Source organism: Paraburkholderia sediminicola, from assembly GCF_902859805.1.
GTDB classification, from domain to species: Bacteria; Pseudomonadota; Gammaproteobacteria; order Burkholderiales; family Burkholderiaceae; genus Paraburkholderia; species Paraburkholderia sediminicola.
Window position 1 is genome coordinate 465,584 of sequence record NZ_CADIKC010000006.1, and the last position, 23,872, is coordinate 489,455.

The 23,872-nt window shown below is 62.6% G+C and carries 21 protein-coding genes; 4 read left to right on the forward strand and 17 right to left on the reverse strand.

What is annotated here, in order from left to right; all coding sequences use genetic code 11:
- Positions 1 to 25 precede the first annotated feature (25 nt).
- The 14 genes from R8871_RS23020 to R8871_RS23080 all read right to left on the reverse strand — a co-directional run bounded on the left by R8871_RS23020 (position 26) and on the right by R8871_RS23080 (position 13,391).
- Positions 26 to 367, reverse strand: coding sequence for a HypC/HybG/HupF family hydrogenase formation chaperone (locus tag R8871_RS23020; protein WP_175052519.1), 342 nt, complete (start codon positions 365 to 367; stop codon positions 26 to 28).
- Between the two features lie 90 nt (positions 368 to 457).
- Positions 458 to 2,869, reverse strand: coding sequence for a carbamoyltransferase HypF (hypF, locus tag R8871_RS23025; protein WP_246287652.1), 2,412 nt, complete (start codon positions 2,867 to 2,869; stop codon positions 458 to 460).
- 24 nt (positions 2,870 to 2,893) lie between these two features.
- The gene (locus R8871_RS38860) at positions 2,894 to 2,995 is read right to left on the reverse strand and encodes a DUF6893 family small protein (protein WP_372341842.1); all 102 of its coding nucleotides are present in this window, start codon (positions 2,993 to 2,995) and stop codon (positions 2,894 to 2,896) included.
- A gap of 74 nt (positions 2,996 to 3,069) precedes the next feature.
- Positions 3,070 to 3,621: a hydrogenase maturation protease gene (locus tag R8871_RS23030; RefSeq protein ID WP_175052520.1), complete on the reverse strand. Its 552-nt coding sequence runs from the start codon at positions 3,619 to 3,621 to the stop codon at positions 3,070 to 3,072.
- Entirely contained in the window at positions 3,618 to 5,066 is a 1,449-nt protein-coding gene (locus R8871_RS23035) for a hypothetical protein (RefSeq protein ID WP_175052521.1), read from the reverse strand. The genes R8871_RS23030 and R8871_RS23035 overlap by 4 nt, the downstream gene beginning before the upstream one ends.
- Complete coding sequence (locus tag R8871_RS23040; RefSeq protein ID WP_175052522.1) at positions 5,063 to 5,710, reverse strand: DUF6084 family protein; 648 nt, start codon at positions 5,708 to 5,710, stop codon at positions 5,063 to 5,065. The genes R8871_RS23035 and R8871_RS23040 overlap by 4 nt, the downstream gene beginning before the upstream one ends.
- Positions 5,703 to 6,338: a DUF5947 family protein gene (locus R8871_RS23045; protein WP_175052523.1), complete on the reverse strand. Its 636-nt coding sequence runs from the start codon at positions 6,336 to 6,338 to the stop codon at positions 5,703 to 5,705. The genes R8871_RS23040 and R8871_RS23045 overlap by 8 nt, the downstream gene beginning before the upstream one ends.
- A complete protein-coding gene (locus tag R8871_RS23050; protein ID WP_175052524.1) occupies positions 6,335 to 6,985 on the reverse strand; it encodes a NifU family protein in 651 nt (216 codons plus the stop codon). Before R8871_RS23050 ends, R8871_RS23045 begins: the two co-directional genes overlap by 4 nt.
- Complete coding sequence (locus R8871_RS23055; RefSeq protein WP_175052525.1) at positions 6,982 to 8,796, reverse strand: nickel-dependent hydrogenase large subunit; 1,815 nt, start codon at positions 8,794 to 8,796, stop codon at positions 6,982 to 6,984. The genes R8871_RS23050 and R8871_RS23055 overlap by 4 nt, the downstream gene beginning before the upstream one ends.
- Before the next feature lie 48 nt (positions 8,797 to 8,844).
- On the reverse strand, positions 8,845 to 9,903 hold the full coding sequence (locus R8871_RS23060) for an NADH-quinone oxidoreductase subunit B family protein (protein ID WP_171929114.1): 1,059 nt from the start codon (positions 9,901 to 9,903) through the stop codon (positions 8,845 to 8,847).
- A gap of 402 nt (positions 9,904 to 10,305) precedes the next feature.
- Positions 10,306 to 11,361, reverse strand: a complete 1,056-nt coding sequence (locus R8871_RS23065; RefSeq protein WP_175052526.1) for a HoxN/HupN/NixA family nickel/cobalt transporter — start codon at positions 11,359 to 11,361, stop codon at positions 10,306 to 10,308.
- A gap of 159 nt (positions 11,362 to 11,520) precedes the next feature.
- Positions 11,521 to 11,901, reverse strand: a complete 381-nt coding sequence (locus R8871_RS23070) for a copper resistance CopC family protein (RefSeq protein ID WP_175052527.1) — start codon at positions 11,899 to 11,901, stop codon at positions 11,521 to 11,523.
- A gap of 31 nt (positions 11,902 to 11,932) precedes the next feature.
- Complete coding sequence (locus R8871_RS23075) at positions 11,933 to 12,829, reverse strand: hypothetical protein (RefSeq protein WP_175052528.1); 897 nt, start codon at positions 12,827 to 12,829, stop codon at positions 11,933 to 11,935.
- 106 nt (positions 12,830 to 12,935) lie between these two features.
- Entirely contained in the window at positions 12,936 to 13,391 is a 456-nt protein-coding gene (locus tag R8871_RS23080; RefSeq protein ID WP_175052529.1) for a DUF2946 domain-containing protein, read from the reverse strand.
- A gap of 150 nt (positions 13,392 to 13,541) precedes the next feature.
- On the opposite strand from R8871_RS23080, the gene R8871_RS23085 reads away from it, so the two are divergent.
- On the forward strand, positions 13,542 to 14,885 hold the full coding sequence (locus R8871_RS23085) for a TAXI family TRAP transporter solute-binding subunit (protein WP_175052530.1): 1,344 nt from the start codon (positions 13,542 to 13,544) through the stop codon (positions 14,883 to 14,885).
- 16 nt (positions 14,886 to 14,901) lie between these two features.
- Here R8871_RS23085 and R8871_RS23090 read toward each other — a convergent pair whose 3' ends face one another.
- The 3 genes from R8871_RS23090 to R8871_RS23100 form a co-directional block, all read right to left on the reverse strand.
- Positions 14,902 to 15,606 carry a ProQ/FinO family protein gene (locus tag R8871_RS23090; protein ID WP_175052531.1) on the reverse strand — a complete coding sequence of 235 codons (705 nt, stop codon included), beginning with the start codon at positions 15,604 to 15,606 and terminating at the stop codon, positions 14,902 to 14,904.
- Between the two features lie 250 nt (positions 15,607 to 15,856).
- Positions 15,857 to 17,221 (reverse strand): ATP-binding protein, encoded by a 1,365-nt coding sequence (locus R8871_RS23095; protein ID WP_175052532.1) that lies wholly within the window; start codon positions 17,219 to 17,221, stop codon positions 15,857 to 15,859.
- Positions 17,221 to 17,880, reverse strand: a complete 660-nt coding sequence (locus R8871_RS23100) for a response regulator (protein WP_175052533.1) — start codon at positions 17,878 to 17,880, stop codon at positions 17,221 to 17,223. The genes R8871_RS23095 and R8871_RS23100 overlap by 1 nt, the downstream gene beginning before the upstream one ends.
- Before the next feature lie 202 nt (positions 17,881 to 18,082).
- Between R8871_RS23100 and R8871_RS23105 the strand changes: the two genes are divergently transcribed.
- From R8871_RS23105 to R8871_RS23115, 3 genes are read left to right on the forward strand one after another with little or no spacing between them, the layout of a single operon-like run.
- Entirely contained in the window at positions 18,083 to 19,489 is a 1,407-nt protein-coding gene (locus tag R8871_RS23105) for a TolC family protein (protein ID WP_175052534.1), read from the forward strand.
- On the forward strand, positions 19,479 to 20,606 hold the full coding sequence (locus tag R8871_RS23110) for an efflux RND transporter periplasmic adaptor subunit (protein ID WP_175052535.1): 1,128 nt from the start codon (positions 19,479 to 19,481) through the stop codon (positions 20,604 to 20,606). The genes R8871_RS23105 and R8871_RS23110 overlap by 11 nt, the downstream gene beginning before the upstream one ends.
- On the forward strand, positions 20,603 to 23,653 hold the full coding sequence (locus R8871_RS23115) for an efflux RND transporter permease subunit (RefSeq protein WP_175052536.1): 3,051 nt from the start codon (positions 20,603 to 20,605) through the stop codon (positions 23,651 to 23,653). Before R8871_RS23110 ends, R8871_RS23115 begins: the two co-directional genes overlap by 4 nt.
- Positions 23,654 to 23,872 lie beyond the last annotated feature (219 nt).

A 23,872-nucleotide genomic window follows, 5' to 3' on the forward strand; every position in this document is an offset into this window, starting at 1 on the left:
TCTCCGTTGGCTTCCGATCGGACGTTTAAGGCGCGCTGCGCAATTCTTCACGCAGTTCGTCCTTCAGTTCGCTCTTCAGTTCGCCCTGCAGTTCGTCTAGCGTGGCCATGTCGTCCATCTCTGCCTGCGCGACGCCCAATTCGTGCAATAACGCGAGCGTGCGCGCCGCTTCCTGCTCGTCGAGCCGGCTCATCGCGAAGCCCACGTGCACCAGCACCCATTCGCCGACGCACGAGTTCGCCGTCCGTCCCTCGCCGATCACGAAGGCAATGTTGATCACGCGCCGCACGCCGCCGACGTTAACGAGCGCGAGATCGTTCGCCGCGTCGGTCACTTCGACGATCTGCCCCGGGATGCCCAAACACATGGTGTTCTCCCTTTAACCCGCTTGTGCGCCGCTATTTCTGCACTGCTACTTCCGCATCAATATCGCTACACCGCCGTCTCAGCGCCACGCTCAAAATCCGTCGCGTCCCTGCGCCGCCGCCACGACCGCCTGCCCCAGCGACAACCCACCGTCGTTGGCCGGCACCTGCCGGTGCGTCAACACACGGAAGCCCGCTGCGCCGAGCCGTCCGGCTACCTGTTCGAACAGGATGCGATTCTGGAAAACACCGCCGGACAACGCCACACTGCGTGCATCGACCGGGCCAGTCAGCAGGTCGGCCAGGCATTCGACCATTCGAACAATTGCAATGGCCAACCCCTTGTGAAACCGCGCTGCGACCACCGGCACGGATGTACCGCGCAACAGGTCGTCCAGCAAGGTCTCCCACATCGGCTGCGGCTCGATACAACGCAGGCCGTCCGGCATGGTGCTGATGATTTCAAACGGGTACGCGTGGGCGTCGCTGTCGTTTCGCAGCGCGTGCTGATCGACCAGCGCTTCTAGCTCGATCGCCGCCTGCCCTTCGTAAAGCACGCGTTCCCGGCACACGCCGAGTGTCGCCGCCACGGCGTCGAACAGTCGGCCCACGGAGCTTGACAGCGGGCTATTGACGCGTTGCGCGATCATCGTATCGAGCGTGTCGCGTGGACGGCTGCTAAGGAACCGCTGTACGTCGAGTCCAGCGTATTGCCGCGTGAAGCCGCGCCAGTCGAATGCAGCCATCAGATGCGCGTAGGCGTTGCGCCACGGTTCGTCGATCGCGCGTGCGCCGCCCGGCATCGCAACCGGTTTGAATCTGCCCAGACGCGTGAAGCCGCGATAATCCGCCAGCATGAACTCTCCGCCCCACAGCGTGCCGTCGTCGCCATAACCGAGACCGTCGAGCGCGACGCCGAGCATCGGCAGCGCGTCGAGCGCCACGCCGTTCTCCGCCATGCACGCGGCGAGATGCGCATGATGATGCTGCACTTCGACCACCGGGACCTGCCACGTTTGTGCGAGGTCATAACCGATTTTGCGCGACAGGTACTCGGGATGAAAGTCGAGCGCCACCGCCTGCGGTTCATGCTCGAACAGTCGCAGATACTGCGCCACCGAGCGACGATAGTCCGCATAAGTCAGCGCGTCTTCCAGATCGCCGAGATGGTGCGAGACGATTGCCTGCGCATTGCCCGCAAGGCAGAAGGTGTTCTTGAGTTCGCCGCCCATTGCCAGCACCGCCGGCGTTTCGGCAAAGCCCGCCGGCAACCGCAACGGAGCAGGCGCATAGCCACGCGCGCGACGCAGCACGCGCGGTTCGCCCTGCACCACGCGGGCCACCGAATCGTCGACCCGGCGTGCGATATCGCGATCGTGCATCAGGAAAACATCGGCAATACGGCCGAGACGCGCCCGGGCATCCGCGTTGTCGATGCACGGCGGCTCGTCGCTCGTGTTGCCGCTGGTCACCACGAGCGCCGTGTCGATCGACTCCATCAGCAACCGATGCAACGGCGTGGACGGCAGCATGAAACCGAGCGTGCCCACACCGGGCGCAACGCCAGACGCGATGCACTCCGCGCCGTCGGCACGCAGGATGACGATGGGTCCGGCCGCACTCTGCAACAGGGCGAGCTCTGCCTCGTCGGGTTTGCAATAGCGGCGTACGGCCTGCAGATCGCGCGCCATCAGCGCGAATGGTTTGCGCTCGCGCCGTTTCAATTGACGCAAACGGGCGACCGCGGCTTCATCGCACGCGTCGCAAGCGAGCTGAAAACCGCCCAGGCCTTTGATCGCGACAATCGAGCCGTGCCGCAACAGCAGGCTTGCGGCGCGGCAGGGATCGTCGCCGTCAGCCCGTGCGCCGTGCCGGGTTTCCAGCCAGACACGTGGGCCGCATACAGCACACGCAACCGGTTGCGCGTGAAAGCGCCGGTCGGCAGGATTCTCATACTCGGCGCGACACGCATCGCACAGGTCGAAGTCGGCCATGGTTGTGTTGGCGCGATCGTAGGGAATGGCCTGGACGATCGAAAGACGTGGCCCGCAATGCGTGCAGTTCGTAAACGGATAACGGTAACGACGATTCGCCGGGTCGGCGATTTCCGCGGCACAGTCTGCGCAGATCACTGCGTCAGGCGTGACGCCGGTCTGCACATGGCCGGTCTCGCTCGCCACGATACGGAAATCGCTGGCATCGGCCGCTTCACTCAATTGATGCCGCTCGATGGCGTCGATGCGTGCGAGCGGCGGACACTCCGCGCTCAGGCTTTCGATGAAGCGCTGCAGCGTCCACGCATCGCCCCACGCATGAATCAGCACGCCGTCGCTATCGTTACGCACGTCGCCGACCACACCGCACGCATGCGCGAGCCGCCAAACGGTCGGGCGAAAGCCGACGCCTTGCACCAGTCCGCGCACACGAATTTCCTCGCCGACCGGTCCGTGAACCATCGGGTGTGGAGGTGAAGACTGTCCTGCAGGCTGTGTATGCGTGCTCATGGCCACCTCCCTGACTGTCGTTGCCTACATGTTGCGGATGCGGATATAGCGCTTGATGTCCTTCATATTCGCCATCACGCCGAGCACCAACGCCGGCAACAAGAGGTACTTCAGAAAGCCTTTCATGACGCCTCCCACTTCAGTTATTTCACACCGTATCCGTGACGGCCCATCCCTCAGCCGCTCCGCTGCCCGATCGCTCAAGCAGCCCGTGCGGGCAACCGCTCCATCCTTGCCATCACAAGCGTCACAGCCAGTTCGACCGCCTGCTCGACGACCGCCGCCACTGTGCCGCTCAACCCCATCCTGCCTTCCTCGCCGTGCTCGAACCCGAAGTCTTGCGGCTCGCAACCGAGCACGACAATGTCCTCGCAGCCACCGCCCAGCATCCGCACCGTTTGCAGCACTTTGGCCGGATCCATTTCGTGCGGCGACATCAGGATCGGCGCCGCATACGGATCACCCGGTTCATCGCCGTTGGCATCCTCAACGGACGGCTCGATCACATACAGCGTGCCCGGCGCACCGCCGCGCTGTGTCGCGTCGATCAGAATCGCGCTGTCCACGCCGTCGAGCAGCGCATAGCAGAGATCGATGCCGCGAATACCGAAGTCCGCCACGCTCACGCCGTCAGCGAACGCCGGCAACTCGCCCGCCGCCAGTTTCTCCCGTAGACGGCGCACCACTTCGACGCCGAAACCATCGTCGCCGAGAAACACATTGCCGATACCCGCCACCAGAATCGCGCTCATGCATGCCCTCCTTTACGGCTGGCGTGACGGGACGAGCCGAATGGCCTGGACGGGGCAGCACTACTGACCAGCGGCTCGATCTCGTCTGGCCCGAAGAAGAAGCGATGGCCAGGCATGCGTTGCAGGCCGAAGTCTTTGCCGGGGTCGTCGTCGACCGTCACGGCAACGTGCACGTGATCGTCGAAATCGCGCTCGATCGATTCGATCGTGGCAACCATGCCGCTCAGCGCGATATCGAAGATGTCCGCACGACCGCGTGGACGCAAACGCACCTGATCGCCGATCCGTATCTCGACACCCGCCACCCGCACGCAAGCCAGATGAGGCCGGGCGTCGAGCTCTGCCCATGGCGACACCGGCATGGCGGGCATTTCCAGCGGTGAAAATCCGCCGACACTCGGCCCGTCGAGTACGCACACTTGCCGCAACGTGCCATGCAGCTTTTCCATCTGCTCGGCACCGAGACTTTCGGTACGTGCAAGCAAGGCACGCGCGCGCTCGTCCGTGGCGATCATTTCGCGCTTTTCGTCGTCGGTCATGGTGAGAATGCGCAGCGTGAGGATTTCGTCGATCTCCGTGGAGTCGAATAGATCACCCGCACTTTCAGGCGCTATCTGCGGGAAGTCGTAGAGAATGATCGGCGAGGCGAGCATCGTGTCGGGCTGCTGTTCGTCACCCACGAGAACTGGCCACACGCCGATATTGCGGCTCGCGGCGGCAGCCGTGGCCAGCTCCGTGGGCGGATCGATAGAGGAGATCCACGTGCCGCCCTCGACGGTCAGCACCGTGTGACAGGACACCAGCGCGTACAGCGAAGCTGCATCGCGCTTCAAGCCGTGGGCATTGTCGAGCGGTGTCTCATTGACAATGCGCACCGTCAAACGATAAACGCCAGCGGCTACACTCTCAGCGCCCAATTCGACATGACCTTGCAGCGAAGCGCGGATACGGCGCAGAGCGCCACGCAGCGTGCCTTGCCTGTCAGCGAGCGGTTCGAGATCGCTGGCTGCATCGAACGAGAACGCGATCCGCAGCGGTGCGTCAAGCAGTTCACCCATCACCAGAACCGGTACGGCGATGTGCCGCTCGGCCGCTTCCTGCCATGGGGTGTAACGCCGCTCGTCGATATCGAGCACGGGCACGCTGCGCCAGGCAGGCTCACCCGACTCCGGCCGCGCGGCGGACCCTTCGTCCACGTCGAGCACCATCCGCTCGATCACCTGCAGAAAACCGGGCCGCACGACCACGCGGGTGTGCTTGTCGCCGCGCAGCAGACACTCGGTCTGCGTCACCCACGGATCGCTACCCGACGCCTCGGCATAGGCGCGCGGATACACGCCGCCGAAGGTCCAGCGCTGCCGGTTCTTCACCGAGGTCGGCCGGTACGGATACAGCATGTAGCCTTCGTACAGCACCGCCTGAACCACGCTCTCGACCGCATTCACGATATGTCCTCCTCGACGCCGTCGAGCAGGCTCGACACCGCCTGCTCCCAGCTCGTGAGACCCCGCCTGCTTTTGTAGCGCGATAGACGATCGAACACATCCCGGTGCAAACACAGCCAGGCGCCGTTCGGGTAGTAGCGGGTCATCATGTCGCGCCATAGCGCAACGGGTAGCCGGTACGCCGCTTCCTTGTGCCAGGGAATCGGCGCGGCCTGCAGCGCGCCGTCGTCTTCGCGATAGAACACCGTCCCGCTGAATTGCAGCATCAGCGGAATCTCGCCTTCTTCAAGGCCGTGAAAATATTTGGTTGCGGCCACATTGAAGTCGTAGCTGCACGGCACCGGCAAATCGAGCGTGCATTCGCCGGCAAACGGCGGTGCGACTATCGACGTATGCGCCCATAGCAGCGTACGCAGCGTCTCGCCCCAACGCGGTGGCGAACCGAACAGGTCCTCGAGTCCGTACTGCTCGGCGGGCGCGTAGCGGCGCTGCGTCGCTTCGATCTGGATCTGGCATTGCAACGTGATGCTGGCAATCTCTTCCTGCGCGGGCGTATTGGCGATGTGCAGCCTGAACGTCAGCAGCGGCGCCGCGGCAAACGGCACGACTTCCGCCGACTCGACAGTGAACTCGAGATCAGGCATGGAGCAGGCCCTCCGGCAACCGGCCATGGGCCTTCAGCGCGGCGAAGAAACGATGAATCGAATCCCACGCCTCCCTGCCGCCGGACAGTCCGCGCCACCGCGCGCGAATCACGCCGGTTAGCGCGTAACACTGGTCGATCGGCACACGGTAGTAATCGCGCGCGCCTTCGCTGCGGTTGACCAGCAGCGCTTCGACGTCGGGTTGCAGTTGCGCGAGCAACGGGTTTTCCGCGACCAGTTCGTCCCACGCCCGCAATTCCAGCAGCGATTGCGTGCCGCCGGCCGGTCCGGGATACAACGCCACGACGCGTTGCGCCGCGCTGTCATGAAAGAAGAAAGCGATATCGATGGGAATCGCCAGCGCGTCCCATTGCGCATCGCTCATGCGAAAACTGTCGAGATAGTGTGCGTCGCGCGGCACCGGACGATAGCGCGCATTCTGCTGACTGCCGAACAGCAGCGCGCACGCGCGACAACAACAAAAGAGCTGTCGTTTGGCGGTTTCGAACAGATGCGGATGATCCGGCAATAGCGGCAGGCCGCACAACTCGCACTGGATGTCGTCGGCTTTGCGCACGAATCGACGCAGCTGCGCGACCCAGCCGCGTGTCGGGGCGGCGGGCGTCATTGCGCGCCGGCCTCGGTCCGGCTTGCTACCTCGCTTGTTACGTCGCTTACTACGTCGCTCGCTATCTGATTTGCTACGTGATTTGCCGCATCCTTTACTACGTCATTCAACGCCTCGGTGTGATGCGGCACAAAGCGCAGTTCATGCACATTGACGTCCGGCAGGCCTGCAATCTCGACACGCATCGCTTCTGGCGCCGCTTCGAAAATCGAGCGTTCGATTTCCTGCTGCAATTCGCCCACTGAGTTGTGCTTGCCCTGCAAGCGGCCGGCCACGCCCACACGCACGGCCTCTTCCGCTGCGTCGAGCAGCTCGATCTGGATGCCCTGTACGCCGAGCAACGGCCGCATCTTCTCGACTGCACGCGATACGCGCGTCGGCAGATCCTGCGGATGCAAGCCGTGCAACAGCAGCAACGCGGACACACCGGCATCGCGCTCGAACGCCTCGATCATCGCGTCGTCCATCACACCCGCCTCCGACACGATCTCCATCAACCGTGCGAGCCCGTTCGTATGCAGATCGAGGACGACCTGCAGCAGTTCTTTGGCGGGCTCTCGCGCGCGCGGATCGTCGAGCGCTTCCAGCGCCGCAATCAACTCGTCGATGCGGTGTTGCTGGGCGACGACCGCGCTCTCGTTGCTCACTTGTGCGCTCCCTGCATCAAACCAAAGGTCGGCGAGTGCGACGTATCGATCGTCTTGCCGTTGCCGACGTACATATGCACGCCGCACGGCAGACATGGGTCGAAGCTGCGCACCGCACGCATGATGTCGATGCCTTTGAACTTGTCCGGGCCGTTCTCTTCGAAGATCGGCGTGTTCTGCACCGCGTCTTCATACGGTCCAGGCGTACCGTAGATATCGCGCGGATTGGCGTTCCACGGCGTGGGCGGATACGGATGATAGTTGGCAATCTTGCCCTCGCGGATCACGAGGTGATGCGAGAGCACGCCGCGCACTGCTTCATGGAAACCGCAACCGATCCCCTCTTCCGGCACCGTGAAATCGCTGAACGTGCGAGTGCGTCCCGCATGCAACTCGGCCAGCGCCTGCTCGGCAAAGTACAAGGCCGCTGCCGCCGAATAAGCCTGAAAATACGTGCGGGCGCGATCGCGTTCAATCGCATTGCTCCACTTCGGAATCTTCCATTCGAATTCGACTTCGGGCTTGAGCGCGGTCTTCGGCAAATAGATCTTCACGCTGTGACCAGTCGCCTTGATATAGCCGATATCGACCAGACCCGCCAACGCAGTGGCCCACAAGCGCGCGATCGGTCCACCGCCGGTATCGAGCGCAAGGTGATCGCCGGTTCGCTTGTCGAGCCAGCGCGGCGACATCACCCACGTGTAGTTGCCTTCGAACTTACGCTTCTGCGGATGCGGCAACGTGGTCTGATTCCACGGATGCTTACGGTCTACCGGATTGCCGAGCGGATCGTTCTTGACGAAGGTCTCTTCGTGATCCCAGTCGTCGTAATAGGAACTGCCCAGCAGGATGCGGATGTTCAGGTTGATATCGACGAGATCGGTCGTCACCAGTTCGCCGTCCACCACCACGCCCGGCGTGACGAACATGCCGCGGCCCCATTGCGTCATCGTGTTGTAGCTGTAGTCGCACACGTTAGGGTCCTGGAACGACCCCCAGCAACCGAGCAGAATGCGACGGCGGCCGACTTCTTCGTAACCCGGCAGCGCTTCATAGAAGAAGTCGAACAGATCGTCATGCAACGGCACGACTTTCTTCATGAACTCGACGTACTTCATCAAACGCGTGATGTAATCCGTGAACAATTGAATGGTGGGTACCGTACCCACGCCACCGGGATAGAGCGTCGACGGATGCACGTGACGCCCTTCCATCAGGCAGAACATCTCGCGCGTATAGCGGCTCACCATCAAGGTCTCGCGATAGAACTCGCCGGTGAACGGATTGAGCGCGGTCATGATGTCCGCGATGGTTTTGTAGCCGTGCTTGTCCGCGTGCGGCGCAGGTGTTTTCTGTGCCTTGTCCCACACGCCGGGATTGGTTTCCTTGACCATCCTCTCGCAGAAATCCACGCCCACGAGATTGTCCTGGAAGATGTTGTGGTCGAACATGTATTCGGCCGCTTCGCCCAGATTGACGATCCATTCGGCAATCGCCGGCGGCTTCACACCGTAGGCCATGTTCTGCGCGTACACCGAACAGGTCGCGTGGTTATCGCCGCAGATTCCGCAGATGCGGCTCGTGATGAAGTGTGCGTCGCGCGGGTCTTTGCCCTTCATGAAAATGCTGTAACCACGAAAGATCGACGACGTGCTGTAGCACTCCGCCACGCGGCGGTTCGCAAAATCGATCTTGGTGTAAATCCCCAGACTGCCGACGATCCGCGTAATCGGATCCCAGTTCATCTCGACCAGCTTGCCCGGCGCTGCCTGGGCACTGGTGGTCGCTTCAGGTGCGGTACTAACGGCCATGACCTTCTCCCTGCTGACAAGTCGAATTCCGCCAACTACGCCGCCTAATCAGCGACGGTAGCCGGTAGTGAGTTTCGAACCGTTGTGACGCCATTTCGGCTCGTCATTGAGCGTGTTGTTGGTCAGCTTGCGCAAGCTGCGAATCAGCGGACCATAGCTCTTGATGAGATTCGACGACAGCACCGCTCCCGGCGGCTCATCCATGAACGGCATGAACTTGTCGGGAAAACCTGGCATCGTGCAGCCAATGCAAATCCCCCCTACATTCGGACAGCCGCCAATGCCGGCCATCCAGCCGCGCTTGGGTACGTTGCATTGCACGACCGGCCCCCAGCAACCCAGCTTGACGATGCAATTCGGGCTGCCGTATTCGGTGGCGAAGATCGCCTGTTCGTAGGAACCCGCTCGATCGCAACCGTCGTGAACGGTGCGCGTAAACAGCCACTTCGGCCGCAGCGCCTCGTCGAGCGGAATCATTGGCGCGAGACCCGCCAGTTGATAGAGCAGGTAGAGCAGCGTCTCCATGAAGTTGTCCGGCTGCACCGGACAGCCCGGCACGTTGACGATCGGCAGGCCCGCTTTCGACTTCCAGTCCCAGCCGAGATAGTCGGCGAGGCCCATGCAGCCGGTCGGATTGCCTTCCATCGCATGAATGCCGCCGTAGGTCGCGCAAGTACCCGCACCGACCACCGCCAGCGCGCGCGGCGCAAGCCGGTCGAGCCATTGCGGAATCGTGATCGGTTCCTGCGTATCGGGGTCGGTGCCCAGCGCGGCCCAGTATCCTTCGCGATTGATACGTTCGTTTGGAATCGACCCTTCCATTACGAGCACGAAATTCTCAAGCTCGCCACGCGCAGCCTGATGAAACGGTTTGAGAAACTCGTCGCCGTTTTCATACGCCAATACGGGGTTATGCAAATGCACCTTTGGTAGACCGGGAATCGCACCAAGAATTACGTCCTCGATGCTCGGCTGAGTCGCCGCGGTAATTGATACCGAATCGCCGTCGCAGCCGAGGCCGGCGGTAATCCAGATGATGTGCACTTCCTTGAGAGCCGGCGCGTGCTGAGTCTTGCGCCCATAGGGGACGTTGTCTGCTTCTGCCATGATGAGTGTCTCCACTGCGAACCACGTTCTTTTCAGGTCAGGCAAAGATACGTGGCGAGTGCCGCACGGCAGTCACGTGTCCAGCAATCGATCGATAGGTATTCCGCGCGATGCGGTTAAAACGATCGGATTTGCTGCATGTATTGTTGGGGATAGGTGCCCACCGTGATGAGCCCGAAAAACTTTTTTGAGTATAGTTCAGCGATACGAAATAACCAGTTTCCGTAACTAACTCATTAAACTACGCGCAGCGTATTGAACCGATAAGGACTCGACAGGCGTGCCTTCTCGTGCCTTCTCGTGGCTTCTCGTGGCTTTTGCAATTCTCTGACGATAGCCCTTAAGGGTTTAGCTCATCGCGCGTAAGCGTCATCAATCGCGATCGTTGATATGCCGTCACGCTCACGAGTGGATCTCGAGTTCTTCGAATCGCATCCATTTGTAAACCGCGACCGACAATAACCAGCTCGCCAGAAATACGCCGATGATCGCGTAGCCGATCATGCCGAAGTTCTCATTCAGACTGCCCACCACCTGCCAGAACCCGCCATTCAGATGCAGCTTGTCCACCAGTAATCCGAGACCTTCTATACCGCCGACAAGAAGCGCGACGAGCACCGAGATCGTCGTGATGGTGACGTTGTAGTAGAGCTTGCGGACCGGCTTCACGAAAGCCCATCCATAAGCGCCCAGCATCAGGATGCTGTCGGTCGTATCGATCAGCGTCATGCCGGCCATGAACAGCACCGGAAACTCGAGGATCGACCAGATCGACATGCCTTGCGCGGCGCCGGCCGCGGATATGCCGAGCAGCCCGACTTCCGTTGCGGTATCGAAACCCAGTCCGAACAGAAAGCCTAGCGGGTACATGTGCCAACTCCGGCTGATCAGGCGGAACAACGGCCGGAAAATGCGCGCGAGCACGCCCCGATTCGCAAGCAGCATGTCGAGGTCTTCATCGACGTAAGGCTCGCCTCGGCGGACGCGCCGAAAAGCGCGCAGCACCGAGCGCAGTACGAGCAGATTCAGGAGCGCAATGGCAAACAGGAAGAACGTCGACACCAGCGTGCCGATCATGGCGCCGGTTTCCCTGAAGCCGCTCATGCGGCTTTGCAACGCCATGGCGGTCGCCGCAATACCGATGGTCGCAAGAACGACGATGGTGGCGTGGCCGAGCGAGAACATGAGTCCCACCGTCACCGGACGCTTGCCGGAATGCATCAGTTTGCGCGTGACGTTGTCGATGGCCGCGATATGATCCGCGTCCACCGCATGCCTCAGACCAAACGAGTAAGCCAGCAGGCAGGAACCCATCAGCAGCGGATAGCCGCGGAACGCCACGAAGGCCGCCACCCATGCCGCGATATTGAAAGTAAGGAGTAACGCGTAAAGCCATGCGATCTGGCGGCGTTGATGGCCGTTTTCCTCGCCGAGGAGCGCCTTCACAAACTCCACCATGGGTTCTCTCCCGGGAGGCCAAGGCCGGCTGCGTTGCACAGCCAGGCGCTTAATGCCTGCATTCGATGATAGTACTTTTCAAGCGCATCCGATCCCGGGCGAAATCGGACACACTGCGTCACCGTTCTTGCGATGACGCAGCGCGGCACGGTTTCAGCGCTACTTCACGTCGAATGCGTAGTCGCCATGCGTGCGATGCCCGTCGGATGCCACCGCCACCCAGTGCACGGTGTAGTGGCCGGCCGCGAGCGGCGGCAGCGGTACGGCGATCGCCGCCGCCTGATGCGCGTCGACTGCGGATTTCTCCGTGTTGACCTGTTTGCCGCTCGCGTCGGTTACCGTCAATGAACTGAATGACGGCTCGAGCGGCCCGTCGAATATCACCCGCACCTGAGCGGGCGACGCCACGGCCGCACCCGCACCCGGCTCCTGCTTCTGCGGAAATACATGGGCGAAAGCGGCGCTCGCGAACGCGAGCCCGGCAATCAGCAAGGGCGCCCTCGCTGCGGCGCGCAGCCAGTCATGTCGATCGTTTTTCATCGCTTGCTCCTGCGTTACGGTTGTTCATACCTTACTGGAAGAGAGGCTTGCCGATCGTGGTGGGCGCGACATCGTCGAAGAAGATATGCGCCTGAACCAGAATGCCCACATGCGAGCCGCTTGCGTGGTTGATCGGGAGTTGAGCTTCAACGCCGAACTGGCCGTAACGGTTGATCCAGATGAAGCCCGGATTGACCGTGCCGGTTGTCTGCCCCTGGCTTCTCGAGAGCGGAATTTCCACTAGCGGAATCACGTTCGCCAGCGGCTGCGGCAAGCCGATGTCGTGCACGTGCTGCTGCAGATACGGCAGGCTGTATTGCACCGTGAAGCCGTAGTTGAACGCGTTCGGCTGCCCCGCTCCGGTTGTCAGCGCCGGGCCGGCTTCACCCGTGATTGCGATCGGCCGCAAATAGGCAAGTGATGCGGGAAGATCGCCCATGCCCTTGCCGGCATAAATCGTTGGCGAGATCGTCGAAAAGTTGGACGCGATCGCACGGCTTCCCGTGCCGCCGAGTTCAGCGTTCACACCGACCGAGGTCATGAACTCGTGTTCATCGTTAACGTAGAGCAGGTACTTCAGACCGACGCCGAAGTTGTCGAAGCCACGCGCCCTGGGATTGTTTTGCATCGCGTACGTGCCGTCTACCGAGACCGCCAGTCGCGATGTGATCAGCTTGTCGTACTCGAAGTCGAAGGTATTGATGCTTTGATCGCCGGAGTCGCCCGGCACGCGCTGGTGGCCGTACTCGAGGTTGGCTTCGTCGCCGACACCCGGATCGTCGACCGCCATCGTCGACGGAAAGATGCGATTACCCGCAATTGCGTGAGCGCTGGCGAGTGAAGGAGCGAAGAGAAATACGCTGGCGGTAGCCGCAACGAGCGACGCCGCGCGCAGCGGTATCGCACTGCGCGTTGCCTGGATTTGCATGGTTCATCCTGTTCATGGGTCGTGACAATGCCGGCGCGCGCCATCGGCTGATGGACGTGCGGCGGCGTCGCGATGCGGTCATGGCATCGCAACGGTATGACTCGAATCAGGATGCGAACGGAGGGGCGCGAGGCTGCGCGAAGGTGAGCGGCTCGACGCGGCGAACGCGCTCGAAGCGGGTCGCAACGGTGTGCTGGACAGCACGAACGGTGACGAAGAACAGCGCCTCGACGCTGGGCACCGCCGGCATGTGGGCGAGCAGACTGCAATAGCCGCAGGCGTCGCCGTCGGATGTGGCCGAGTGTTGAGCGTGTTTGCTGCCGGGGTCATCCGATGCCGGATCGTGCATGGAAGGCATCGCGTGCATCGACGGCATCGACGATATGGCTTCCATGTCCGACATGGAAGCCATCGACGGCATCGAGCAATGCTCGCCTTCCATTCCGGCTTCACCGGCATTGCGTGCGGCGAGCGAATGCGAGATGGTAGGCGCGAGCGTGGCCATCAGGATCGCAAACAATCCCAGCCAACTGCCGATCTTCCGATGGAAACGACTCAACATGCGCCCGGCGACACGATAAGAAGCTGTCGCAGATTATGCCATGGCCAATCGCGTGTCCTGGCCGGCAACGCGTCGGTTATGCCGAACATTTGGCCGATAGGCTGCAGACAGTGGACAATGCCTCATCCCGGCTACCGGTACGGAGTGCCCATGAAAGCGTATCGCCCGCGTCCCCCGCATTTTCCCGGCGATCAGTCGCATGCGGAGTGGCGCGATCACACCGTGCCTTACATCATCGTGGCCGCGCTGATCGTGCTGATCATCACGCTGATCGTCTGGGTGGTCGATCCGGCGCCGCCGAAGACCATCACCATCAGCGCGGGTCCGCACGATAGTTCGTTCCTCGTCACCGCGAATCAGTACAAGAAGATCCTCGCGCGCAACGGCATCACACTGAAGGTGCTGGAGTCCGATGGCTCGGTGCAGAATCTGAGCCGTCTGCTAGACCCGAAGCAGCATGTCGATCTCGCGCTCGTGCAAGGCGGTGTGGCCGATGGGCGCGATACATCATCGCTGATGTCGCTCGGCAGCGTTTTCTATATTCCGGTGGTGGTGTTCTATCGCGGCACGGGTATCAGCGAGCTTTCAGAACTGGAAGGCAAACGGATTGCAATCGGCCGCGAAGGCAGCGGCACGCGCCTCCTCTCGCTCAAACTGCTGGAAGCAAACGGCATCCAGCCGGGCGGCAGTACCGTGCTGGTGCCGAGCGACGGCATGCAGGCCGCCACGCAACTCGTAGCGGGCGATGTCGACGCGGCGATTCTCAACGGCGACTCGGCAACGCGCGGGCTGATGCTGCGGCTCCTGAAAGTGCCCGGCATCTCGGTGATGGATTTCGACGAAGCGAGCGCCTATACGCGCCTCTTTCCCTACCTCGACGAGATCGACCTGCCGCCCGGCGTGCTGGATCTCCGGCGCAGAATTCCGCCTGACACCATCCACCTGATCAGCCCGACGGTCGAGCTCGTGGCCCGGACCGGTCTGCATCCGGCGATTTCCGACTTATTGATCGAGGCCGCGCAGGAGGTGCACGGCATGCCGGGGCTGTTGCAGCATGCGGGGGAGTTTCCGAGTCCGGTTGCTCATGAATATCAGGTCAGTGAAGACGCGCAGCGCTACTACAAGACCGGCAAGAGTTTTCTATACCGCACGCTGCCGTTCTGGCTCGCGAGCATCGGCGATCGCACGCTCGTTCTGCTGCTGCCGATGGCGGTGCTGCTGTTTCCGGCGATGCGCCTGATCCCGGCGCTGTACCGGTGGCGCGTACGCTCGCGCATCTATCGCTATTACGGCGCATTGATTGCGATCGAACGCGGCGCACTGGCCGATTCGACCGAGGAGGAACGCAAGCAGCTTTTCGCGGAGCTCGATCATATCGAGGCCTCGCTGAGCCGCTTGCGTATGCCGCTCGCATACGCCGACGCGTTCTATGTGCTGCGCGAGCACGTCGGCTTCGTGAGGATCCGGCTGGCGGCGCAAGGCAGCCGCCTTTAACAGGGCGGCGGGACTTTTACGCTTCGGCGGTGGCCGACGGTGCCGCCGGCGGCGTGGTCGATTCAACGGCGGGCGTGTCCGTCGAGGCGACTTGCGGCTGGCTCTGAGTCTCGGCTTGCGGAGTGGCCGCTGCTTGCGCTGCTGCATCTACCGGGGCAGAAGCATTAGCGGACGCGTCAGCCGGCGAAGCCGCTGCTTTCGCCGCGCCCCTGTTCGCACGATGCGCCTGCAGGCGCTGCGCACCGGCCGCTTCCTGCGCCGTGACCTTGCCTGCTTCACCGCCTGTCAGATCGACGCGCGCGGCGCCTTCAACGAGGCATTTCCAGTAGCGGCTGCCACGGCACCAGGTTTTGATCGCGTCGCGCAACTCGGCTTCGCTCAGCGACAGCTCCTTCGCGTGAACCACGAGGTCCTCGAAGATGCCGACCTTCAGCGGCAGCTTGGGCGCCGGATTCTTCGGGAAAACATTCGGGAAGCGCTTCTGCAGTCTCCCGATCGATTTCACCACCGGGTCCACCGGCTTCGCGTCGGCCGCCGGCCTGGCGTCAGCCGCCGGTTTGGCGTCGGTCGCTGGCTTGTGACCAGGCGCGGCACGGCGCGGCGGCGACGGCTTGCGCGCGGGCTTCGCACCGGGCTTGGCGACCGGCTTGGCCGCAGGCGCAGCTTCGGCGCGTGCCGCGGCCAGTTGCTTCTTCAATTCAGCGAGTTGTTCGAAACCCATAGCGCACAATCAATCGAGAAAGACAGGATTGTAGCAGCGTGTTGAAACATACTCGTGAGAGGCGGTAAGACGCTGTGCGCCAGCGGCGGCGAAGGTTCTGCTGTGGCACGATTAAACTCGATACTTTCCGCCCCGCTTGCTGCTTTCACATTTCATTGACCTCGAATAAAGCCCGTATTTCATTGCGCTTTTCGAAGGATGGGGTTGAAGATCTTGTTTTTTGCCGCTTAGGTAAAAACAGAGGAGAAAATTAGCTTTTGACCGCCACAGGCGCCGTCACCTCAACCGCCGTCAGACCAGAAACCGACACGCACAAGCCGGGCCGGCCGGCGTTGTTGCGCAGGGAAAGCTGCAGTTGGTGCCGTGCGGCGATCCGCGCCACGATCGCCAACCCAAGTCCGCTGCCCTCGCCCTTCGCCTCTTCCCCTCGATAAAAGCGGTCGAACACCCGCTCGATCTCAGCCTCCGGGATTCCGGACCCGCTGTCTACGACGTCAAACCCCACGCGCTCGCCCGACCGTTTCAGAATCACGTCGACACGCCCACCGCGCGGCGTATGCCGGATCGCATTGTTGATCAGGTTTCCTAGCAGAACACTCATTCCGTGCGGCTCGGCCAGCACGGTATAGACGTCGTAGTTTGCGCGAGCGTCTTCGCACTCGAGGCCGAGATCGATCTCCTTCGTCTCCGCGAGCAGCGAAAAATCGCCGACAACCTGCTCGCCGATCCGTCGCAAACTCACCGGCACCATCGACGTCACCGGATGCGCATCCTCACGCGCCAGCGTCAACAACTGCTGCACCAGGTGAATGATCCGGTTGACCCTCCCCTCGACGCGCTCCAGCGTTTGGCCCTCGCCCTTTAACGAGCCGTCACGGGAAGCCGCCTGCAATTGCAGCTTCAGCGCCGCAAGCGGCGAGCGCAACTCATGCGCGGCATCGGCGATAAACGTGCGCTGTGCCTGAGAAGCCACGTTCAGACGTTGCAGGAGATCGTTGAGCGCCTGTACCAGCGGCTTGATTTCGACCGGCACGCTGCCGTCCAGATGCAATGGCTCCAGCGAATCGAGCGAACGGGTGGTCAGCGCGCGCGTCAGGCCGCCGATCGGCGCCAGTCCCCTTGCCACCACCAGCAGCACCAGCACGATCGTCACCGGCACCAGCACGCCGAGCGGCCACAGCGTATGCAGCGCCAGTTGCAGCGCAAGGTCTTCGCGCACGGAGATCGGTTGCGCGACCTGGATATAACGGTCGCGCTGTTCCAGACCGAATGCGCGCCAGTGACTTTCGCCGCGCTCGACCGTGCTGAAACCCGCAGGCAAACGCGAGAACACCGGCTCCTGCATCGAGTGATAGATCAGCTTGCCGGAGCGGTCCCAGATTTCGATCACGACCCGGTCGTCGGCCAGATCGCCCAGGTCGGGATTGCGGTGCTCGCCGTCGCCCGCACCGGCCAGATTCGACGGCAAGGACAGCGCCACGGTACGCAGTTCGTAGTCGAACAGTTCGCCCGCTTCTTCGCGCGCGGTGTGGAAAATGCCGAAGCCGGCCACGCCCGAGGCCGCGGCCAGCCCGAAAATTAGCCAGCCGAGCAACCAGCGGCGAATCGACGTCATCAGCACCTCTTCAGACGGTAGCCCACGCCGCGCACGGTCACCACCTGCTCCGCGCCGATCTTGCGCCGCAAGCTGTGCACATGCACTTCGATGGTGTTGCTGCCCACTTCCTCGCCCCAGCCATACAGCTTCTCTTCCAGCTCAGGCTTGGTGAACACGCGCGTGGGCTCTTCGATCAATGCCTGCAGCAAGGCGAATTCGCGCGGCACCAGCGGCAACAGTTCGCCGCCTTTGGTGACTTCGTGCGCCGCAGGATCGAGTGTGAGCTCGCCGTGCGCATAGACGGGCTGTTTTTGCCCGGTGCGCCGCCGCAAGAGCGCGCGCACCCGCGCGGCCAGTTCGTCGAGGTCGAATGGTTTGATCAGGTAGTCGTCGGCGCCCGCATCGAGGCCGCGAATCCGGTCGTCGACCGCATCGCGCGCGGTCAGGATGATCACTGGCGCGGCACCGCCGTTCTTGCGGTAGGCATTGAGCACCTCGATGCCGTCCTTCTTCGGCAAGCCAAGATCGAGCAGCACGAGGTCGTACACGCCGTTACCCAGCGACAGCTCCGCCGCACGGCCGTCTTCGGCCCAGTCGATTGCGTAACCCGAGCGGCGCATCGCGCCCAGCACGGTCTCCGCAATCATCTCGTCGTCTTCGACCAGTAGCAGACGCATGGCCTCTCCTCTCTCCAGTTTGCCCGCATTGTCCGGCCTGTTAGCTTAACGCTTCCTTATGCCTCGCTTATGTGAAGCTTAGGGGACGCTGAAGCGAGGCTTAATGTCCGTTAAGCGTTCCTTAAGCACCCCGTCAGCAGAATCGGCCCTGTTCTGCGACATCCGCTCGCGGTTGTCCCACTTTTCGTTCAGGAGCCGAATTTTGCCCGTTTTCAACGCCGCCGCGGCAGCACGGTTGCGCGTGCTCGTGCCGCTCTGCGCGATGCTGCTCGGCGGGTGCACGTGGTATCACCGCGAGCCGCTCGCACCGCAGGACACGTCGACCTCGGCCCGCACGCTCGAACGCATCCAGATCGATCCGTCCACCATGCCGCTGCCGGAACTGGCCGCGCACCGCTTCGATCCGTCCGACGGACTCGACATCGACGAAGTCGCGATGCTTGCAGTGGCGAACAATCCCGACCTGAAGCTGGCCCGCGACGATCTCGGCATTGCCCGGGCGCAGGCGTATTCAGCCGGACTGTTACCCGACCCGCAACTGAGCGTATCGAGCGATTATCCGGGCGCAGCCGGCGCCACACGCGCGTTCAATTATGGTCTGAGCATCGATGTGATGGCGATCGTGCTGCGCAGTGCGAACAAACAGTCCGCCGACGCGACGGTCGCCAAAACCGATCTCGGCCTGCTGTGGCAGGAATGGCAGATCATCGCCCAAGCGCGGCAGTTGTTCATCAAGACGCGCTTTCAGCAGGACACGCTGCCGTTGCTGCAACAGCAGCGCGACCTCGCCCGCACGCGCTACGAGCGCATGGCCGAAGCGCATCGCGACGGCAATCTCACCGACGATACGCTGAGCGCCGCGCTCACCGCCTACAGCGACGCACGCAAGCAATACACGGACGCCGAACGGGCTGCGGAACAGACGCATCACGATCTGAACGCGCTGCTCGGCCTCTCGCCGGAGGTGCAGTTGCAACTCACCGGCAGCGAAGACGCGACTGAACTGCCCGACGCGACGCTCGACGCAGCACTCGCCAAACTCACACAGCGCCGTCCGGACCTGATTGCGCTGCAGGCGGGCTACGAAGCGCAGGAGCAGAAATACCGCGCGGCGATTCTCAGCCAGTTTCCGAGTCTTTCCGTGGGTTTCGTGCGCGCGCGGGACACCTCGAACATCTACACCAGCGGCTTCCAGATCAATCTGAGTTTGCCGATCTTCAACCGCAATCAAGGCAACGTCGCGATTGAAAAAGCGACGCGCCAGCGCCTGCGCGACGAGTATCAGTCGCGCCTGAATCAGGCTTATGCCGATGTCGCTCATATGCGTGCGGACAGTGTGATTCTCACGCACCAGTTGCAGCAGACCGAGGCCGCGCTGCCCGACGTCGACCTCGCCGCGCGGCATGCGGCAGCGGCCTACGCGCAGCACAATCTCGTGCTCGGTGCCTACACCGATGCAGAAACCGCCGCGCTCACCAAACGTGTCGACGTCGCCACGCTGCGCGAATCGCTCGCCGAACAACGCGTCGGCTTGCAGGCGTTGCTCGGCAGCGCGATCCCAGACGCCTTTACCTCCGCTCAGACCTTCACCGAAACTCATGCGAAATAGCCCACTTGCAGCGCGGCGGCCGCGCATCGCCGCTTATGCGATTTCTCTCGCCTGCACTGCACTGGTGAGCATCGTCGCGCATGCGGCCGGTGCAGCTAGCGCGCCCGCCGGCGACGACGCGGCCGACCAGGCCGTCGTATCCGTGCAAACCGTACGGGTGCAGCGCGCCGTCATCGCACAACCGGTTCGCGCCTATGGCATCGTCGCGGCGTCCGCGTCGAATCTGACGACGGTCAACCTGCCTTACCTCGCACGTATCGTGCAGTTGCGCGTGCAAGCCGGACAGAGCGTGACACGCGGCACACCGCTTTTCGTCGTGCAGGCCGACCCTGCCGCGGTGCTCGCCGCCACTCAGGCGAAAAGCGCCGTGACGCTGGCGCAAGGCGAACTCGCGCGCACGCAATCGCTGTACGACAAAGGGCTCGCCACGCAATCGCAACTCGCCGCGGCCCGCAAGGCAGCCGAGGACGCGCAGCAGGCGCTCGCGGCGCAAAGCCAGACGGGGGTCGCGAGCGGCAACAAGATCGTCGCGGCGCCGCTCGACGGCGTGGTTTTGCAGGTATCGGCCGCACAGGGCGATCAGGTGCAAGCGGGCGCTGCGATCCTGCAGCTGGCGGGCGGAAACGGCAAGGATGCGCGCGCGAATGTGATGCTTGGCGTCGAACCGTCGGACGCCCCTGCCATCCACGCCGGCGATACGGTCACGCTGCACGGCCTGTCTACCTCGCTCGCCAGGGCCGCGGCGGACGGCCACGTGGTGCTGGTCGGGGCATCGGTCGATCAGCAAAGCCAGCTCGTCAATGTCGGCGCGAACGTCCCGCTCGGACAGAGCGCATTCATTCCGGGAACGCGTGTCAGCGCCGATATCGCGACCCGCAGCGGCACGCATTGGGTCGTGCCGCGTGCCGCCGTGCTGAAAGACGGCAAAGGCGCGTACGTGTTCCAGATCACGCCGCAAAACAGGGCGCGCCGCGTGGCCGTGGTCACGCAGGTCGAGAACGGCGACCGCTACGGCGTGGACGGCCCGATCGATGCAGCTGAGGGCCTCGTCGTCAGCGGCAACTATGAACTGAAGGACGGCATGGCAGTGCGGGCCGGCGGAGGCGCGCCGCGATGAATTTCGGTCAATGGATGCAGAAGCACCGGCGCTCGCTGCTGTTCGTGATCGCGCTGCTGGCGATCGCGGGCGCGCTGACCGCGTTTCGCCTGCCGATCTCGCTGTTTCCGAACGTCGCGTTTCCGCGCGCCGTCGTCTCGCTCGACGCAGGCGACCGCCCGGCTGAACAGATGGCCACGCTCGTCACGATGCCCGTCGAAGAGGCGCTGCGGCGCGTGCCGAACGTCCGTGACGTTGAATCGACTACGAGCCGAGGGTCGGCGGAAATCTCGATCAATTTCGACTGGGGCACCGACATGGCGCAAGCCACGTTGCAGGCGCAGTCGGCCATCAGCGAGATCCTCGCGACGCTGCCGCAAGGCACCTCGATGCAGGTGCGGCGCATGGATCCGACCGTGTTCCCGGTGCTCGCGTATAGCCTGACGTCGAACCAGCAATCGCTGTCGGCGCTGCGTGATCTTGCCCAGTTTCAGATGCGGCCCTTGCTGTCGTCAGTCGAGGGCGTGGCACGCGTCGAAGTAACCGGTGGCGCGCAGGACGAATTCGAAGTCGCGATCGATCCGGCGCGCCTCGCCGCCTACAAGATCGCGCTCCCGGATGTGTCGAAAGCGATCGGCGCGAGCAACGTGCTGATGGCCACGGGCCGCATCGAGGACCACTACAAGCTGTACCTTGTGATTGCCAACACCACGATCACGCAACTCGACGAACTGCGCAACGTGGTGGTGTCGGCCAACGGCGCAACGCAAATCCGCCTCGGCGACATCGCGACCGTCCGCCAGGGTGTCGTGCCGCAATGGATGCGCGTCACCGCCGACGGCCAGGACGCCGTGCTGCTCAACGTCTATCAGCAGCCGGGCGCGAACAGCGTGGCGATGGCCAAGGCGATCCGTGCGAAGCTCGCTGACTTCCAGCATCAGATGCCGGCGGGTGTGCATCTCTCGAACTGGTACGACCAGAGCGAACTGGTGATCGCCTCGGCGACCAGCGTGCGCGACGCGATCATGATCGGCGTGGTGCTGGCCGCCTTCACGCTATTTGCCTTCCTGCGCAACTGGAAGATCACCGCGATTGCCGTCGCGCTGGTGCCGGTCGTGATGGCCGCGACGATCCTGCTGCTCGACGTGTTCGGCATGGGCTTCAACATCATGACGCTTGGCGGCATGGCGGCCGCGGTCGGCCTCGTGATCGACGACGCCATCGTGATGATCGAGCACATCGTGCGGCGCATGCGCGAGGGCGGCGCGCACAAGTTCCATGGCCGCGTGATGGCGGCAGCGCTCGAATTCACGCGGCCGCTCGCCGGGTCGTCGGCGGCGACGCTGATCATTTTCGTGCCGCTCGCGTTTCTGTCGGGCGTGACGGGCGCGTTCTTCAAGGCGCTCTCGGTGACAATGGCAAGCGCCCTGTTCATATCGTTTCTCGTCACCTGGCTCGCGGTGCCGATTCTGTGCGACCGCTGGCTGAAGCCGAAAGACGCCGAGGAGCACAAGGAAACCCGCTTCGCTTCGTGGATGAACCGGCGCTACGGCTTTCTGATCGAGCGCGTCACCGCACGCCCGATTCTCGTGCTGTTCGGCCTGCTGCCGCTGATCGTGGTGGCCGCGTTCGCGTTCACGCGTGTGGGCAGCGGCTTCATGCCGAGCATGGACGAAGGCGGCTTCGTGCTCGACTATCACACCGAGCCGGGCACGTCCGTCACGGAAACCGACCGCTTGATGAAGCAGATCGAGGGCATCATCCGCGCGAATCCGAACGTAGCAACCTATTCGCGCCGCACCGGCGCCGGACTCGGCGGCGACCTGAACGAGCCCAACAAGGGCGACTTCTTTGTGCGATTGAAATCGACTGGCCGCGAGCCGATCGAAACGGTGATGGAAGAAATCCGTTCGAAGATCGAAACGCAGGTACCCGGCGTCAATATCGAGCTTGCGCAATTGATGGAAGACCTGATCGGCGACCTGACCGCGGTGCCGCAACCAGTCCAGATCAAGATCTATTCCGACGACCAGAACACACTCGACACCACCGCACGCAAGGTCGCCGCGCAGATCGGCAAGATTCAGGGCGTGGTGGACGTGAACGACGGCATCAATCCGGCGGGCGACGCGCTCGAATTGCACATCCGCCCCGAGGCCGCGGCGGCCGAAGGCATGGACCCGCAGTCGATTGCGCAGGCCGTGTCCGACATGGTGGAAGGCAACGTTGCAACGCAATTCCAGACCGGGCCGAAGACAGTGGGCGTGCGGGTGCGCGTGGCGGGCGCACTAAAGCTCACCGATACGCAACTGGGGCTGTTGCAGATTCGCGCACCGGACGGCCATCTGTTCGCGCTGAACCGCGTTGCCGATCAGGTGACGGTGACTGGCCAGCCGGAGATCAGCCGCGACAACCTCAAGCGGATGGTGGCGGTGACGGCGCGCATTGATGGCCGCGATCTGGGTTCGACGATCGCGGATGTGCAGAAGACCCTGAGCGACAAGAGCTTGTTGCCGACCGGCGTGTATTACGAACTGGGCGGCTTGTACCAGCAACAGCAGATTGCCTTCAAGGGTTTGTTGACCGTGTTTGGTGCTGCGATTGCGTTGGTGTTTGGGTTACTGCTGTTTCTGTACGAGCGCTTCCGGGTCGCGCTGGCGGTGATGGCGATGCCGTTGCTGGCCGCAGGCGCGGTGTTTATCGGGTTGTGGATCACCGGTATCGAGTTGAACATCTCCGCGATGATGGGGATGACGATGATTATCGGTATCGTGACCGAGGTGGCGATTTTTTATGTATCGGAGCTGCAGGGGTTGGTACGGGATGAAGGTATGGGGGTTGAGGAAGCGCTGATCGCGGCTGGGCGGAATCGGTTGCGGCCGATTGCCATGACCACTATTGCAGCTATTCTGGCGCTGCTGCCGCTTGCTTTTGCCCTTGGGCAAGGGGCTGCTATGCAGCAGCCTTTGGCGGTTGCTATTATTTCTGGGTTGATTGTGCAGTTGCCGTTGGTGTTGGTTTTGTTGCCTGTTCTTTTGAAGTTGTTGATGAAGGAGGGGCCCATTTGATGGGCAGGTGTTTGGTTTGCGCGGTGCTTGTTTGTCTGTGTTCTTAGGGCTTTGGCCTTTCCTTGATTTGGTAGTGGTCTATTAGCGTTCCCCCTGTGCGGGGGGGCACTGTGGTGGTCAAGTAATCCTGGACACTTTTTCCGCTTTCCACTTTTTCTGCATGGTGATTTCGTATTCGGCGGGCGGCATATTGCCGGCCGCCGAATGCAGCCGCTGCTG